We start from the raw sequence: 15,726 nt of genomic DNA, 5'->3' as shown, positions 1-15,726 counted from the left end.
GGGTCGGCTTGGCGCGTTCAAGCGGCACACCTCGCCACACGACGATCATCGCACGCGCAGACTAAGACCAAAGTTGAGGCTGGGGTGGGAGCCGGAACGACCCGCAGCGAAATCGTTGTGGCTGCTTCCGTCAGGATCTGACCAGGTTGGCGACGACTACGTCCGCCCGACTCCCGGGGCGCCATATGGCCGAGCAGCGCGCCGGGTTCAAGTCCGCGCGATACGCGCCGTCAGCCCCTCCAGATCATCGCTCAAAACGATCTGGCAGGACAGCCGGCTGGTGCGCGCGGCGTCGGGGGCAAGGTCGAGCATATCCTCCTCCTCCTCGCTGGCTGGCGGCAGCCGATCGAAATCCTCCGCCGCGACGATGACATGGCACGTCGCACACGCCATCTGCCCCTCGCACGTGCCCTCCAGCGGCAGGCCAAGTCGCTGGCCGACGTCGAGCAGCCGCTCGCCAGGCGCGGCCTGCGCGTCGATCGCCCGGCCATCCTCGTCGATGAAGCGGATCTTCATGCGACCATCTGCTGCGCGTCGGCAGCCGCTACGATCGTATGCAGTCCGGCGCGCAGGTCAGCCTCGCTGGTGTAACGGCCAAAACCCAGCCGGATCGACGAGCGAGCGTCGACATCCAGCAAGCCGATCGCCTTCAGCACATGGCTGGTGCGCCCCGACCCGCTGGCGCAGGCCGACCCGGCGGAGAAGGCGACATCACGGCAATCGCTCATCAAACGCGCCACATCCAGTCCGCGCCGACGCACGTTGAGGTTGCCGCAATAGCGATGCTCTGCCGATCCGTTGATCGTCCAACCCGCCAGCCGTTCGCTGGCCAGCGCCCACAGCCGTTCGACATGGGTCGCATCCGCCTCGTACCGCTCGGCCATCAGCCGCGCCGCCACGCCGAAGCCGACGCACAGCGCAGGGCTCAGCGTTCCCGATCGCCCGCCCTCCTGGTCGCCGCCGTGCAGCAGCGGCTCGATCGCCACGCCATCGCGTACCCACAAGGCTCCGATCCCCTTGGGGCCATGGATCTTGTGCGCGGAGATCGCGATGAGGTCACATTCCTCTGGGATCGCGATGCGGCCATACCCCTGCACGGCATCGCACAGCACCAGCGTGCCGTGCCGCTTCGCCGCGCGGACCAGTTCGGGCAGCGGCTGGATCACGCCAATCTCGTTGTTGACCAGCATCGCCGCCAACAGTCCGGCACCCTGTCCGAGCACGCGGTGCGCCACCCACAGGTCGAGCCGCCCGTCGGGCCGCACCGGCAACACCGTCAGCTCGCGACCTCGCGCCTGCTCTGCGCGCGCCGTGTCCAGAACCGCGGCATGTTCGCTGGCGATGGTGATCAGCGATCCCGACGTTCCCTTCAGCGCCCAGTTCAGCGCCTCGGTGGCACCGCTGGTGAAGATCACACGGCCGCCCGGCGGCAGCAGCTCCGCGACCTGCTCACGCGCCACCTCAACCGCGGCGCGGGCTGCCCGCCCCATCCGGCTGGGCGAATGCGGATTGGCGAACTGGTCGCGCAGCCAGGGCACCATGGCCTCGAACGCCTCCGGCGCGAGCGGAGTCGTCGCCTGGTAATCGAGGTACGTCACGCGGCCAGCACGCGTGCGCTGCGCGCCATTTCACGCCAGGCCGAAATGAACCGCTGGACGGCCGAAATGTCCGTGGCGCGGCCGAAACTGACCCGAATGACTTCGCGAGAGGAGTCTTCCGACCACCCCATCGCCCGCAGAACATGGCTCGGCTTCAGGCTGCCACTCGCGCAGGCGCTGCCCGCCGACACCGAGATCCCGGCAAGGTCGAGGCGGATCAATTGCGCATTCGCCGTCATGCCGACCAGCCGATAACTGCCGATCGCCGGGTGGCGGGGCGCATCGCCGGCCACGACAACCCCGCCGGAACGGGCGATCGCATCGTCAAGCATCGTGCGTAACTCTTTATGATCCTGCTCCTTTTCGGCGAGGGCCGCCGCATATCCCAACACCCCGGGAAGGTTCTCCGTCCCCGGTCGATAGCCGCGCTCCTGCCCGCCCGTAGGTTGAAGCGTCGCCAGGTCACGAACCAGCAACGCCCCCACCCCCGGCGGCCCGCCGCGCTTGTGCGATGACAGGGCAATGAAGTCTGCATGTTCCGACAGCACATCGGACGCCGGCATCTGAGCGGCATCTACCAGCAACAGCGCCCCTGCCTCGTGAACAACTTGTGCGATCTCGGCAATCGGCTGAATGACGCCGGTTTCACTGTTGCACCATTGCACGCAGACGATCGATCGCCCGCCCTCATCATCACCGCGCCAGCCCCGATCTTCGCAGAGCGCTGTAACGTCAATCCTTCCGTCCGCGCCAACCGGCAGGACGTAGGCCTTCTCGCCCGCAGCCCGCATCACCGCATCATGCTCCACCGCGGAGATGACCCGAAGCCCAGCGACGGCACGGCCCAACGCGATCGACAGCGACTCACTCGCGCCGCTCGTCAGCAGCACCTCGTGCGGCCAGCCATAGGCCGCCCCGATGGCACGCCGCGCCTCTTCCAGCGCCGCGCGAGCCACCCGCCCCTCCGCATGTGGGGATGATGGGTTGGCCCAGATCGCCAGCCCGCGCGCCATCGCCTCCCGCGCGGCAGGCGTGGCGGGGGTGGTCGCAGCATGATCCAGATAGAGGCGCTCGGGCAAAACTCGTTCCATATTCCGATGCACCCCCTATATAGTGCGGCAACCATGGCGCCACACCCGGCGTCCTTCACACGACAAGAGTAACGATGCCTGAAGTGATCTTTCCTGGCCCTGAGGGCCGCCTAGAGGGTCGTTTTGCACCCGCACCGAAGCCGCGCGCACCGGTGGCCATGATCCTGCATCCGCACCCTACGGCCGGCGGCACGATGAACAACCACATCGTCCAGGCGCTCTACAAGACCTTTCAGCGGCGCGGCTTTGCGACGCTCCGGTTCAACTTCCGCGGGGTCGGCAAGAGCCAGGGGACGTTCGACAACGGCGTCGGCGAACTCTCTGATGCGGCAAGTGCGCTCGATTGGGTGCAGAGCTTCCACCCGGAGGCGTCCACGACCTGGATCGCTGGGTTCAGCTTCGGCGCGTGGATCGGCATGCAGTTGCTGATGCGGCGCCCGGAAATCCGCGGCTTCATCTCGATCGCCCCGCCTGCAAACCTGTACGATTTCACCTTCCTGGCGCCTTGCCCGTCCTCGGGCATCATCATCCAGGGCGCAGAGGATGAAGTAGCGACGCCGCCGGCCACGCAGAAGCTGGTCGACAAGCTGCGGACGCAGAAGCATATCACGATCCATCACGACGTGATCCCGGGCGCAAACCATTTCTTCGAACATGAAATGGGTGACCTGATGAAGTCGGTCGATGGCTATCTCGACATGCGACTCGACCCGAACTGCCCGATCAAGTGACCCTTGCGGCAGCGGGTGGCAAAAGCTCCCCGCTGCCGTAGCGCTGCCAGCGCGTGGCCGCCCTACAGCGTCCAGATCGCGACATTGCCGAACAACACCAGCGACATCACGATCAACAGCCACCCGCGTTTCGGGTCGCGACGTGACCGGATCATCCAGCCCCCGCCCAGAACACATGCGAAGGCTGCGAGCATCGCAACCGCCGGGGCTGCATTGGCAATGGCGTTCATGATTTCCTTCTGATCGTCCTCTGGCCTCCCGTCCGAGCGACCGTATTCGTATGCTGGCCGACGGGCGTATCAGCCCGCGACCACGTGCTCCTCGGTGGCCGCCAGGGTTCGGGCATAAGCGTCACGATCGACGTTGCCGCCGGACAGAATAACCAACGTGCCCGCTTGCGCAGCCACCTTACCGGCGAGCAATGCCGCCAAGGCAACAGCACCGCCCGGCTCCACCACCAGCCGCAGCTTCTCGGCCGCCCAGCGCTGCGCCCGTTCGACATCCAATTCGCTGACCGCCACCCCCTGCGCATCACGGCGCGAAAGCACGTCGAACGTCAACGAAGCGACCTGCTTGGTCATCAACGCGTCGCATGCTGTTGCGGGCGGCGAATCCTCGACCGGCAGGATCCAGCTTGCCTCCAGGCTGCGCCGCATATCGTCCCAGCCCTCCGGCTCGACAACGGTGATCGCCGCCTCGGGCAACGCCAGCGCGAGACCCGCGGCAAGGCCGCCACCCCCGCACGGCACAAGCACGCGTAACGGCGCCCCGAATCCGGCCGCCTCCATCTGGGCCGCAGCTTCGATCCCTGCACTACCTTGCCCCTCGATGATCCAGGGATCATCGAAACTCGGCACCAGCGTCGCGCCGCGTGCCTCCGCCAGCGAGGCAGCAATCTGCTCGCGCGATTCGGTTTGCCGATCGTAGCGAATGACCTCCGCGCCCAGCGCCAGCGTCCCCTCCACCTTGGCACGCGGCGCGTCCGCCGGCATCACTACGCTAGCTGGCATGCCAAGCCGCCGGGCGGCCCAAGCGATTCCCTGCGCGTGGTTGCCGCTGGAGAACGCCACAACGCCTCTTGCGCGCGCCTCGCGGTCCATTGCGGTGAGCCGATGCCACGCCCCGCGAATCTTGAACGCGCCAATTGGTTGCAGCGATTCCGCCTTGAACGCCACAGGAACGCCCTTGATTTCGCTTACGAAAAGAGGGGTCGGCGAGAGGATCGCAGCGATCTTCGCCGCGGCGTCGCGGACGCCTGCACGGGTGGGCTGTCGCAAAATGGTCACGTGTCACCCTTTGCCGGGAAACAGTATCCCGTAAAAGCTCTTTACTTATGGGGTCTCTAAACCTAACTCGCGCCTCCGCTGCCCCATGGGACTTCCACCGCAAGGCAGTGATTTCGTCAACTGAAGACCGGGGGGCTCGCCTCCCTGGCATTGGAGGTCCCTTGAATTGCACCAGGATCATTGCGCGCTGGGGCTAGCGTCCCTCTCGACCGTTGCCTGCAACTCCGTTTCGGGCGCCATCGATATTGCACTGAGCAAGCCGGTCGAACCGGTCACGCTCGTGCGCCCGCACGCCGCGGCACGTGCCGCTCGGTTCTTCGTGGAGAAGTTTCCGGGTCGGTCGATGTATGCGGTGAAGGCAAATCCGTCGCCTGAGCTCATCCAGATCCTCTGGGACAACGGCATCACGCATTTCGACGTCGCGTCGATCGGCGAGGTGCGCATGGTCGCACGGACGCTGCCCGGAGCGACGCTGTGCTTCATGCATCCGGTGAAGGCCGAGGAGGCGATCACCGAGGCGTATTTCAAGCACGGTGTCCGCACGTTCAGCCTCGATTCGCTCGAAGAACTCGACAAGATCATGCGCGCGACCCGCAATGCTGCGGACCTTACGCTGTGCGTTCGCCTGCGTGTGTCGTCCGAGCATTCGAAGCTCAGCCTTGCGTCGAAGTTCGGCGTGGCACCGCAGGATGCCAAGCCGCTGCTGTTCGCCGCCCGCCAGGCCGCCGATGCGCTCGGCATCTGCTTCCACGTGGGCAGCCAGGCGATGACGCCGGAGGCCTATTCGGACGCGATGGAGCGGGTTCGCGGCGCGATCGTCGATGCTGCCGTGACGGTTGACGTGATCGACGTCGGCGGCGGCTTCCCGTCGTCCTACCCGGGCATGGAGCCACCGCCGCTCGAGCTTTATTTCGAGACGATCCACCGCGCGTTCGAGAGCCTGCCGATCAGCTATTCGGCCGAGCTTTGGGCCGAACCGGGTCGTGCGCTGTGTGCGGAATACAGCAGCGTCATGGTGCGCGTCGAAAAGCGCCGCGGTAGCGAGCTGTATATCAACGACGGCGCCTATGGCGCGCTGTTCGATGCAGCACATATCGGCTGGCGTTTCCCGGTCACGCTGCTGCGCGAGCCACAGTCGACGGTGCGCGATCATCCCTTCTCGTTCTACGGCCCGACATGTGACGATCTCGACCATATGGCCGGGCCCTTCCTGCTTCCGGCCGACGTCGAGGCGGGCGATTACATCGAGATCGGCATGCTCGGCGCCTATGGCTCTGCAATGCGAACCGCCTTCAACGGTTTCGGATCCGACGAGACGGTGATCGTTGACGACGAGCCGATGGTCTCCCTCTACGTGGAGCTGGAACGCGAAGCGGCGTCCAACGTCGTAAAGCTGTAACTCAAGACCTACATCGAATAGACGGCGGCGCTCGCAGGGGCGCCGTCGTCCTCACGGGTTAGCGCGTCCCCTTCAGAACGACGTGTGCCATCATGCGAGAGCAACCCATGACTGACACCCTCACGAAGACCGCGGCGGCAAACGCGCCGATCAACGACACGCGCAAGGCGGAATTGCTGTCGAAGCAGGTGAAGCACATCGACATCAAGTCGTTCGACGCGCGTCCGATCGTCGACGCGATGAGCGACATGAGCTTCACCAGCCGTGACCTCGGCCGTGCAACGAAGATCTACAACGAGATGCTGGCCGACAAGGACTGCACCGTCGTGCTCGTCATTGCCGGTTCGACCTCGGCCGGCGGTTGCATGGATCTCTATGCCGATCTCGTCCGCAACAACATGGTCGACTGCATCGTCGCCACCGGCGCGACCATTGTCGACATGGACTTCTTCGAAGGCCTTGGCCACAAGCACTATCAGGCACTCGAGGTGCCGGACGACGATACGCTGCGTTCGCTCTACATCGACCGCATCTACGACACGTACATCGACGAGCAGCAGCTGCAGGACTGCGACTTCACGATCAACAAGATCGCGAACGAGCTAGAGCCCAAGGCCTATTCGTCGCGCGCCTTCATCCGCGAGATGGGCAAGTACCTGGTCGAGCACGGCAAGAAGGAGAACAGCCTCGTCAAGCTCGCCTATGAGCATGATGTGCCGATCTTCTGCCCGGCGTTCGTCGACAGCTCGGCCGGGTTCGGCCTGGTCAAGCACCAGGTCGACCGCGCCAAGGAAGGCAAGCCGTATCTGATGATCGACGCCGTGGCGGATTTCCGCGAGCTGACCGAGATCAAGATCCAGGCGGGTACCACCGGCCTCCTGATGATCGGTGGCGGCGTGCCGAAGAACTTCATCCAGGATACGGTGGTCTGCGCCGAAATCCTCGGCCACGAAGATGTCGAGGTGCACAAATATGCCGTGCAGATCACCGTCGCCGACGTGCGCGACGGTGCCTGCTCGTCGTCGACGCTTCAGGAAGCCGCCAGCTGGGGCAAGGTGAACACCGGCATCGAGCAGATGGTCTTCGCGGAAGCCGGTTCGGTGATGCCGCTGCTCGCCAGCGACGCCTATCACCGCGGGCACTGGAAGGATCGTGCGAAGCGCGGTTGGGCCAAGCTGTTCGCCTAAGCCATCAGGAGGGGCTCCGACGCAAGTCGAAGCCCCTTTCACGTGGAGCACCTCACAAGGGCCTCTGCGCGCCCTCAGCGGCGTCAGGATAGCGGATCCGGCTGTCTCATCATCGACCAGAAGCGCGGGCCACCGCCCGGAACCCGCCACTCCTTCGTCACCTGAAAACCGATCGCGCCGTAGAACCCCAGGTTCCGCTCGGTGGACGTCTCCAGATAGGCGGGGAAGCGCCCGGCGACACGCTGAAGGCCCGCCCTGACCACCAGACCGCCCAGCCCCCTGCCCTGCGCCGCCGGATCGCAGCCCGCCAAGTGAAGATACCAGAAGTCTCCCGTGGGCATGTGCGTCTCCACCGCGTTGGAGACGCTCAGCGCGCGCGGGATCTTGCTTCCCAACGCGCGCCACAACGGCCGCGCCTGGCCTAACAGGCGCAGCGTACCGGTCTTTGCCATTCCAGGCGCCCGCCACAGCGTCGCCGCGGCGCCCTCACCGGCAACCAACCGCATGCCCGCGGCATCCTCGTCGAAGAGCAAGGCGAACAGCCGCACGAGGCGCCGGGCGCGATCTTCGGGGTCGGGAAAGATCCACGACATCCCAGGATCATCGGCAAAGGCGCGCGCCAGCATCGTGGCGACGCGCTCTCGATCGACACTGCCTGCCATCCGCACGGCCGAGTGCGGCGCGCCTTCGGTGTTAATCGCTGAACCCACCAGAGCCTCCCGCTGCGCCAGACAAGGGGCAGCGTGGAGAACGCGGGCCAATAGATCAATCCGGGGCGAGTGTGCCGTGTTTGGGTCATGAACACCCGCCGAGGACTACCAGGCAAAAAGAAAGCGGGTGCCGTCGTCGGGCACCCGCTTCCCATCATTTCGCGTGAGGGCGCCTACTGACGTCCTATCGATCGCCGGTGTACCCGGCGACCGGGTCAGGCAGCGTCGCTGCCCGCCTTTTTCTTCTCGGCATAGACGCGGATCGGCTCCTTGCGGCCGTCCACCACGTCCTTGTCGATCATCACCTCATCGACCGACTCCATACCCGGCAGATCGAACATGGTATCGAGCAGGATGCCTTCGAGTATCGAGCGGAGACCACGCGCACCGGTCTTTCGTTCGATCGCCTTCTTGGCCACGGTCACCAGCGCGTCGTCGGTGAAGCCCAGCTTCACCTCCTCCATTTCGAACAGCTTCTGGTACTGCTTGACCAGCGCGTTCTTCGGCTCGCTCAGGATCTTCACCAGCGCCGGAATGTCGAGATCCTCCAGCGTAGCGATCACGGGCAGACGGCCGACGAACTCGGGGATCAGGCCGAACTTCAGCAGATCCTCCGGCTCAGTCGATCGCAGCACTTCGCCGGTGCGGCGCTCCTCCGGAGTGGCTACATAGGCGCCAAAGCCGATCGACTTGCCCTGCAGACGATCGCCGATGATCTTCTCGAGACCCGAGAAGGCGCCGCCGCAGATGAACAGGATGTTCGTCGTGTCGACCTGCAGGAATTCCTGCTGCGGATGCTTGCGGCCGCCCTGCGGCGGAACGGAGGCGGTAGTGCCTTCCATCAGCTTGAGCAGCGCCTGCTGAACACCCTCGCCCGAAACGTCGCGCGTGATCGACGGATTCTCGGCCTTGCGGCTGATCTTGTCGATCTCGTCGATGTAGACGATGCCTCGCTGCGCCCGCTCGACGTTATAGTCGGATGCCTGCAGCAGCTTCAGGATGATGTTCTCGACATCCTCGCCGACATAGCCGGCTTCCGTCAGCGTCGTCGCGTCCGCCATGGTGAACGGCACGTCGAGGATGCGGGCGAGCGTCTGGGCCAGCAGCGTCTTGCCGCAGCCCGTGGGGCCGACGAGCAGGATGTTCGACTTGGCAAGCTCCACGTCCGCGCCCTTGGCGCCGTGGTTCAGCCGCTTGTAGTGGTTATGCACCGCCACCGACAGCACGCGCTTGGCCTGCTTCTGACCGATCACATAATCGTCGAGAACGTCGCAGATCTCCTGCGGCGTCGGAACGCCGCCGTCCTTCTTCGAGACGAGCGCCGACTTCGTTTCCTCGCGGATGATGTCGTTGCACAGCTCGACGCATTCATCGCAGATGAACACGGTCGGTCCTGCGATGAGCTTGCGAACCTCGTGCTGCGACTTGCCGCAGAAGGAGCAATAGAGCGTGCTCTTCGAGTCACCGCCGCTGAGCTTGGTCATTCAATCACATCCTTTGCCGGCCGGGCATGGTAACCCGGCCAGTCATGATCCGGCAATGCCGGAAAGAGGCCAACGCCGATCAGGCAGCGGCAGCCGTATCGTCGGCCGGTGCAGGCCGCTTGTCGAACACCTCGTCGATCATGCCGAATTCCTTGGCCTCGTCGGTGCTCATGAACTTGTCACGATCCATCGCCCGCTCGATCACCTCGATCGGCTGACCGGTGTACTTGGCGTACAGCTCGTTCATCCGATGCCGGATGCGCAGGATCTCGCGCGCCTGGATCTCGATGTCGCTGGCCATGCCCTGCGCACCGCCCGACGGCTGGTGAATCATGATCCGGGCGTTGGTCAGCGCCACGCGCATCCCCGGCTCGCCGGCCGAGAGCAGGAAGCTACCCATCGACGCGGCCTGACCGATGCAGACTGTGCCCACACGCGGGCGGATGTACTGCATCGTGTCATGGATCGCCATGCCCGCCGTGACGACACCGCCCGGCGAGTTGATGTACATGAAGATGTCCTTCTTCGGATTTTCCGATTCCAGGAACAGCAGCTGCGCCGTGATCAGGCTTGCCATGCCATCCTCAACGCCGCCCGTGACGAACACGATGCGCTCGCGCAGCAGCCGGCTGAAGATATCGAAGGACCGTTCGCCACGATTTGATTGCTCGATGACGATCGGGACGAGACCTGCCTGCGTCGGCTGCATGCCGACCCCGGCGCGTGCCAGGGCACCTGCAAAGTCGCCGGTCTCGAACGGGTTGTGCATGGAAGGCTCTCTCTTGTTCTTTCAGGATGACCTATGTCGCGCGCGCTGGCGGCGACTTCAAGACCTGTCGCTCAGTCGCGATGGCCCCTGAACGTGTAGGTCAGCGACACGCCGCCGGACCATTGATCGCGCGAGCCATAGCGCCTGACAACGGGCGAGCGGCCGGCATCGTCGACCAGCCGGTCATACTTGCCATAGGCATAGACGCCCCATTGCGGCGTCAGCTGCTTCAGGAAGCCGGCATTGGCACCGAGTGCCTGGACCCCGCCGGAGGGGCGGAACGCAGGGAGGCCGGATGCGGCAACGGACTCGACCGGCACGCCAAAATAGGCACGCTGGTACTTGCCGTTGGAGTAGGTGACCCGGGGGCCGATGGCGAACAGCCATTCATCGCGGTCGCGCGCGACATAATCGACGCTGGCGACACCGGCCAGGCCCTTGTGCCCGCCGATACCCTGACGCAGCTCAAGGCGCGCGCGCAGCGGCGCAGCCAGTTCGTATTGCGCGAACACGCCGGGCTCCACGGTAAAGCCGACACCGCGCACGCCGGGCACATCGCGCGTCCGGCGCGACCCTTCGAAGCTCAACGTGGGGCCGATCGCCAGACCATCAGTGTCGAACACAGAGATGCTGGCACTTTCGTCCGCCGCCTCGAACACGAACGGTGCATCGCCGCGCGAACGACTGAAATCCAGGAACGGCCGCAGGACGACGCCCTTGTAGCCGGGGTATCTGGGAACGAGCTGAGGCCCGGCCGCGATCCGGGTGCGGCGTGGCCCCTCCTGCGCGACAGCGCCCGTCACCCCTGTTGTGCCAAGGACGAGGAGGGCCGCAGAACGGCCAAGGAGCGACATCGCCATCGGGCGAGACTAGATCAGTCTTTCGGCCCTGACCAGCGCTTCGGATGCACCTGGGGCGGGATAAGCAAGATAGGCCAATCGCCGCACCTCGCGCCGGCCACGCACCACCGTGTCCAGGATCAACCCCGCCAGGCCGGCCAGCGCTGCGAGGATCGTCAGCCCGGTCACCAGGATCGCAGTGGGAAAACGCGGCACCAGCCCCGTCTGCGCGTAGGTAACCGCCAGCGGGAAGGCGAGGATGACCGCCAGCAGCAGCAGCCCCGCGCCCACATAACCGAAGAACCACAAGGGCCGCTCGATCCGATAGAGGGTCGCGATGGTGCCCAGGATGCGCCAGCCGTCGCGATAGGTGCTCAGCTTGGAGACCGACCCTTCCGGCCGGGCGAAATAGGGCGTTTCCACCTCCCCTACCGGCATCTTCAGCTCCAGCGCATGGACCGAAATTTCGGTCTCGATCTCGAACCCGACGGACAGCACCGGGAAGCTTTTGACGAACCGCCGGGAAAATACCCGGTATCCGCTCAAAATGTCGGTGAAGCTGCGGCCGAACAGACGGGTCAGCATCCCGGTCAGCATGGCGTTACCCAGGCGGTGCCCGCGTCGATAGGCTTCCGTCGCTTCGCCGATCCGGCTGCCCACGACCATGTCGAGTTGCTCGTCGAGCATCCGCCGGATCAGGAGCGGGGCGGACGCGGCGTCATAGGTCGCGTCGCCATCGGCCATGACGTAGATGTCGGCATCCACGTCGGCGAACATGCGCCGCACCACGGCGCCCTTGCCCTGCACCCGTTCGGTACGGACGATCGCGCCCGCCGCCTGTGCGACCTCTACAGTGCGATCGTGCGAATTATTGTCGTAAACATAGATCGCAGCATCCGGCAGCGCCGCGCGAAAGCCCGCAACAGTCTGCGCGATGGCCGCTTCCTCGTTGTAGCAAGGCAGCAGGACCGCAATTCTGATGTCAGTCACAGGTCCCATTGATCCGTACACGCTCGCCTGGTCACCGATCCGCCGTCTCTGATTGCGAAAAAGCGTGCCCCCTGAACAGCTCAGGGGACACGCTTTTCAAGTAAGCGGAACGTCTTAAGATCAGCCTTCGGTCTTCGGCGTCGCCTTCTTGGCAGCAGCCTTCTTCGGCTTGGCCGGTGCTTCAGCGTCAGCATCGGCGTCTGCAGCCGCTGCCTTCTTCTTGGCAGGAGCCTTCTTGGCCGGAGCCGGCGCTTCCTCAGCCGCGTCGTCCTCAGCCGGCGCGGCAGCAGCCTTCTTCTTCGGTGCCGCCTTCTTGGCCGGCTTCACGTCCTCGGCGTCCGTGCTCTCCCCAGCTTCATCGGCCGGTGCGTCGGCCTTCTTCTTGGCGGCGGCCTTCTTCTGCTTAGGCTTGTGGTTGTCGTGATCGTGATGGTGCGTGCCGGTCGCGAAGCCGTCTTCGCTCTCGATCGCGGCTTCCAGCTCCTCGCGGGTTGTCTCGCGCTCGGTCACGTCGGCCTTGTCGAACAGGAAGTCGACAACCTTGTCCTCGTACAGCGGCGCGCGCAGCTGGGCAGCAGCCATCGGCTCCTGCTGAATGTACTGGATGAAGCGCTGCTGGTCCTCGCCGCGATACTGCTGTGCAGCCTGCGCGATCAGGCGGTTCATTTCCTGCTGCGTCACTTCGACGCCGTTCGCCTGGCCGATCTCGCTCAGCAGCAGGCCAAGACGGACGCGGCGCTCGGCGATCTTCAGGTAATCGTCGCGCTCCTTCTCCATCTCTTCCATCGCCGCCTTCGGATCCGGCTCATGGGTCGCCTCATGCTCGAGCTGCGACCAGATCTGCTGGAACTCGGCCTCGACCATCGACGGCGGCACTTCGAAATCGTGGCCTGCGGCGAGCTGGTCGAGCAGCTTGCGCTTCATGTGGGTGCGGGTCAGGTTGCCCAGCTCGCTCTCGATCTGACCACGGACTAGCCCGCGCAGCTGCTCCAGGCTCTCGAGACCAAGGTTCTTGGCCAGATCCTCGTCAATGGCCGCTTCGCCAGCAACCTTCACCGACTTCACCGTCAGGTCGAACGTCGCGTCCTGACCGGCCAGTTCCTTCGCCTGGTAATCCTCCGGGAAGGTCACCTTGATCTGGCGCTCCTCGCCAGCCTTCACGCCAACGGTCGCATCCTCGAAGCCCGGGATCAGGCGGCCCGAGCCCAGCTCGATCGCCATGTCGGTGCCGGTGCCGCCCTCGAAGGCAACGCCGTCCATCGTCTTGCCCACGAAATCGACGGTGACCAGGTCACCCATCTTCGCGGCATAGCCTTCCTCGGCGTCTTCCCACTTCTTGGTCTGGTCGGCGAACTTCTGCAGCTGCTCGTCGATCACGGCGTCGTCGGCCGGCACGGTCAGCTTCTCGAGCTTCAGGTCGTCGATCGCCGGAGTCGGCACCTGCGGCAGCACTTCCAGCTCGACGGTCAGCTCGGCGTCCTTGCCGGGCTCATAGCCATCGGCCAGCTGTACCGAAGGCTGAATCGCCGGGCGCAGCTGCTTTTCGGAAAGCAGCGTCTGGATGCCTTCCTGGATCGACGTGTTGAGCGCGTCCTGCAGCAGGGCGGGGCCGTGCATCTTGCGCACGATGTTGGCGGGAACCTTGCCGGGGCGGAAGCCGGGCATCCGGACCTGCGGCGCGACTCGTGCCAGCTCCGCATCGACGCGGGCCTCGATGTCCTTGGCCGCGATGGTCAGCGTGTAGGCGCGCTTCAGGCCCTCGTTCAACGTCTCGACAGTCTGCATCTTCGTGCCTTCAACTGAAATTTCGTGGATGGTGCCTGTCCGCGGGCACGCCGCGGATAAACTGGTGCGGGCGAAGGGACTCGAACCCCCACATCTTGCGATACTGGAACCTAAATCCAGCGCGTCTACCAGTTCCGCCACGCCCGCATTTAGGCACCGCCGGTCGCGGGCCTCTATACCGGGTGGAGCCGATCGGCAAGCGGCGCGAGCAACCACGTGGTGCGATCGCGCGTTGAAAGCGCGAAGAGGACCCATATCATGGCAACCACGCCCCCGCCCGAGACCCCCGTTCAGCCGTCGCAGCCGGCACAGCCAGCCGCGCCGCCGCCAGAGGTATCGCCCCCTGCGCCGGACATTGATCAGCCCGCCCCGGCGATGCCGTCGACGGACCCTGCCCCTGTGAACCCGAGTATCTGACGTGACCGATCAACGCAGCACCGACCCGCTCGTCGACAGCCTTCCCGAGGATGATGAGGTCGATTCCGCGCCCGACGGTCCGCCCGCCGCGCAGGATGACCTCGCGCGCACCGACATTGAGGGGCAAACCGCGATCCGCAACGAGGCGCTGGATGAGGGCGCAATCGCCGAGCCACACGACGCGCGCCCCCGCTTCAGCGAAACCGACAGCCCCGACGACAGCCGGCACGACCCGCGGGTGAACTGACCCGCGGCCAGCTTGCAGGCCGGCGCTAGCGGCCCCCCGCTCTACTGGTCCAACTCTACTGGTCGAAATCGCTCTTGTTGGAATCGGTGCCATGAAGCTGTGCCCACAGCTTCTGGGTGCCGGCTTCCTGAGCGCGATTGACGAATTGCGAAGCGACCAGCCAACCCTTTATCGGGCGTAGCGGCAGCACGGTACCCACTGCCATGATCGGCACTGACGTCAAAAGATGGACCCAGGCCGGCGGGTCGAACGCCACCTGAATCCACACGATCAGCGCGGTCAGCGGCAAGGCAACGATGCACAACGAAAAGAACGCCGGACCGTCGTCGGGGGCAGCGAACCGGTAATCCAGCCCGCAGGATTCGCACCGATCGACGATCTTCAGCCAGGACTGGAACATGCGTCCCTTGCCGCAACGCGGACAAAGGCCCTTCCACCCGCTCTTCAGAATCCAGCGGAACTTGTCTCCGTCGGATTCGGCCACGGTTTCGATCGCCTGCTTCTCCGTCATGCGCGGCAGATAAGGGCGCGAGAGACGATGCGCGAGTGGACATAATGTCCACGCGTCTGGTCAGCCGCTGAAGAAGGAGTCAGCGCTAGCTCACCAAGCCGTGGCTCAGGAGGGCCGCTGCTGATCCACCGCGGCACGCTGCGACCGTCGCTCCTTCGCGTCTGGACTACCTCCCGCCTTCTCCGCGGCGAAAAGCCGAAGTCCTTCCGGCAGGCGTCGCATGGCCTTGCCCGCGCGGCTCAGCTCGATCGCTTCGATCGACAGAAGAAGATCGCGTTGGTCGAAGGGCTTGTAGAGGCAGCCCACGCCGAACAGCTCCGCCTCGGGCGGACAATGGCCGGTCACGAACAGTGACGGGATGCCCCGTTCACCCGCCACGCGCGCCACGTCGATCCCGCTCCCGTCTGCTAGGTTCACGTCGACGAGGACGAGATGGACGTCATGCCCGGCGCTTAGCGTGGCCACCGCATCCGCAACGCGATCGACCGTCGCGACGATCTCATAATCCTGTTCGGTCAACAGATGCTCGGTATCGAAGGCGACAAGCGGCTCGTCCTCCACGAGGAGGAGGCGAACGATAGACCTCTTTCGCTTCCTGAAGATCATGCGATCGGCCCGCGCCTGTCCCTCTTTCCCATGGCTGGATAACGCACCGACAAGCGGCTGGTCGCAAATATTTTCG

Annotated in this window: 17 protein-coding genes, 1 tRNA gene and 1 other RNA gene; 4 read left to right on the top strand and 15 right to left on the bottom strand. The window is 64.9% G+C overall.

Going from position 1 to position 15,726, the window contains the following annotated elements; genetic code table 11:
• Positions 1-80: 80 nt before the first annotated feature.
• From ffs to K0S66_RS05285, 4 genes are all read right to left on the bottom strand, one after another.
• An RNA gene (gene ffs / locus K0S66_RS05300) (signal recognition particle sRNA small type) lies at positions 81-178 on the bottom strand.
• Between the two features lie 29 nt (positions 179-207).
• A complete protein-coding gene (locus K0S66_RS05295) occupies positions 208-516 on the bottom strand; it encodes a 2Fe-2S iron-sulfur cluster-binding protein (protein WP_301074123.1) in 309 nt (102 codons plus the stop codon).
• The gene (locus K0S66_RS05290) at positions 513-1,598 is read right to left on the bottom strand and encodes a cysteine desulfurase family protein (protein WP_301074122.1); all 1,086 of its coding nucleotides are present in this window, start codon (positions 1,596-1,598) and stop codon (positions 513-515) included. The genes K0S66_RS05295 and K0S66_RS05290 overlap by 4 nt, the downstream gene beginning before the upstream one ends.
• Complete coding sequence (locus K0S66_RS05285; protein WP_301074121.1) at positions 1,595-2,689, bottom strand: aminotransferase class V-fold PLP-dependent enzyme; 1,095 nt, start codon at positions 2,687-2,689, stop codon at positions 1,595-1,597. Before K0S66_RS05285 ends, K0S66_RS05290 begins: the two co-directional genes overlap by 4 nt.
• Before the next feature lie 74 nt (positions 2,690-2,763).
• On the opposite strand from K0S66_RS05285, the gene K0S66_RS05280 reads away from it, so the two are divergent.
• Complete coding sequence (locus tag K0S66_RS05280; RefSeq protein WP_301074120.1) at positions 2,764-3,420, top strand: alpha/beta hydrolase; 657 nt, start codon at positions 2,764-2,766, stop codon at positions 3,418-3,420.
• A 62-nt stretch (positions 3,421-3,482) separates the two neighbouring features.
• On the opposite strand, the gene K0S66_RS05275 is transcribed toward K0S66_RS05280, so the two are convergent.
• Positions 3,483-3,650 (bottom strand): hypothetical protein, encoded by a 168-nt coding sequence (locus K0S66_RS05275; protein ID WP_301074119.1) that lies wholly within the window; start codon positions 3,648-3,650, stop codon positions 3,483-3,485.
• A 69-nt stretch (positions 3,651-3,719) separates the two neighbouring features.
• The gene (locus K0S66_RS05270) at positions 3,720-4,706 is read right to left on the bottom strand and encodes a pyridoxal-phosphate dependent enzyme (RefSeq protein WP_301074118.1); all 987 of its coding nucleotides are present in this window, start codon (positions 4,704-4,706) and stop codon (positions 3,720-3,722) included.
• A 166-nt stretch (positions 4,707-4,872) separates the two neighbouring features.
• On the opposite strand from K0S66_RS05270, the gene K0S66_RS05265 reads away from it, so the two are divergent.
• Positions 4,873-6,105: a type III PLP-dependent enzyme gene (locus K0S66_RS05265; RefSeq protein WP_301074117.1), complete on the top strand. Its 1,233-nt coding sequence runs from the start codon at positions 4,873-4,875 to the stop codon at positions 6,103-6,105.
• A gap of 107 nt (positions 6,106-6,212) precedes the next feature.
• Positions 6,213-7,292, top strand: a complete 1,080-nt coding sequence (locus K0S66_RS05260; RefSeq protein ID WP_301074116.1) for a deoxyhypusine synthase — start codon at positions 6,213-6,215, stop codon at positions 7,290-7,292.
• Positions 7,293-7,375: 83 nt separating this feature from the next.
• Here K0S66_RS05260 and K0S66_RS05255 read toward each other — a convergent pair whose 3' ends face one another.
• From K0S66_RS05255 to K0S66_RS05225, 7 genes are all read right to left on the bottom strand, one after another.
• Positions 7,376-8,002 (bottom strand): GNAT family N-acetyltransferase, encoded by a 627-nt coding sequence (locus tag K0S66_RS05255; protein ID WP_366520779.1) that lies wholly within the window; start codon positions 8,000-8,002, stop codon positions 7,376-7,378.
• A 215-nt stretch (positions 8,003-8,217) separates the two neighbouring features.
• Positions 8,218-9,486 carry an ATP-dependent Clp protease ATP-binding subunit ClpX gene (gene clpX, locus K0S66_RS05250; protein WP_301074115.1) on the bottom strand — a complete coding sequence of 423 codons (1,269 nt, stop codon included), beginning with the start codon at positions 9,484-9,486 and terminating at the stop codon, positions 8,218-8,220.
• Positions 9,487-9,565: 79 nt separating this feature from the next.
• The gene (gene clpP / locus K0S66_RS05245) at positions 9,566-10,255 is read right to left on the bottom strand and encodes an ATP-dependent Clp endopeptidase proteolytic subunit ClpP (protein ID WP_301074114.1); all 690 of its coding nucleotides are present in this window, start codon (positions 10,253-10,255) and stop codon (positions 9,566-9,568) included.
• Between the two features lie 71 nt (positions 10,256-10,326).
• Positions 10,327-11,115, bottom strand: coding sequence for a MipA/OmpV family protein (locus K0S66_RS05240; RefSeq protein ID WP_301074113.1), 789 nt, complete (start codon positions 11,113-11,115; stop codon positions 10,327-10,329).
• A gap of 9 nt (positions 11,116-11,124) precedes the next feature.
• On the bottom strand, positions 11,125-12,093 hold the full coding sequence (locus K0S66_RS05235; RefSeq protein ID WP_301074112.1) for a glycosyltransferase family 2 protein: 969 nt from the start codon (positions 12,091-12,093) through the stop codon (positions 11,125-11,127).
• A 111-nt stretch (positions 12,094-12,204) separates the two neighbouring features.
• Positions 12,205-13,869 carry a trigger factor gene (gene tig / locus K0S66_RS05230; protein WP_301074111.1) on the bottom strand — a complete coding sequence of 555 codons (1,665 nt, stop codon included), beginning with the start codon at positions 13,867-13,869 and terminating at the stop codon, positions 12,205-12,207.
• Positions 13,870-13,931: 62 nt separating this feature from the next.
• Positions 13,932-14,016: transfer RNA gene (locus K0S66_RS05225), tRNA-Leu, on the bottom strand.
• 271 nt (positions 14,017-14,287) lie between these two features.
• Here K0S66_RS05225 and K0S66_RS05220 point away from each other — a divergent pair.
• On the top strand, positions 14,288-14,533 hold the full coding sequence (locus K0S66_RS05220; RefSeq protein ID WP_301074110.1) for a hypothetical protein: 246 nt from the start codon (positions 14,288-14,290) through the stop codon (positions 14,531-14,533).
• Between the two features lie 55 nt (positions 14,534-14,588).
• Here K0S66_RS05220 and K0S66_RS05215 read toward each other — a convergent pair whose 3' ends face one another.
• Positions 14,589-15,044: a DUF983 domain-containing protein gene (locus K0S66_RS05215; RefSeq protein ID WP_301074109.1), complete on the bottom strand. Its 456-nt coding sequence runs from the start codon at positions 15,042-15,044 to the stop codon at positions 14,589-14,591.
• 105 nt (positions 15,045-15,149) lie between these two features.
• Positions 15,150-15,650: a response regulator gene (locus K0S66_RS05210; RefSeq protein ID WP_301074108.1), complete on the bottom strand. Its 501-nt coding sequence runs from the start codon at positions 15,648-15,650 to the stop codon at positions 15,150-15,152.
• Positions 15,651-15,726: the final 76 nt, after the last annotated feature.

This window comes from Sphingomonas sp., from assembly GCF_029239295.1.
GTDB lineage: Bacteria > Pseudomonadota > Alphaproteobacteria > Sphingomonadales > Sphingomonadaceae > Sphingomonas.
Note: the sequence above shows the minus strand (reverse complement) of the source record. Positions and strands in the feature narration are given on the sequence as shown.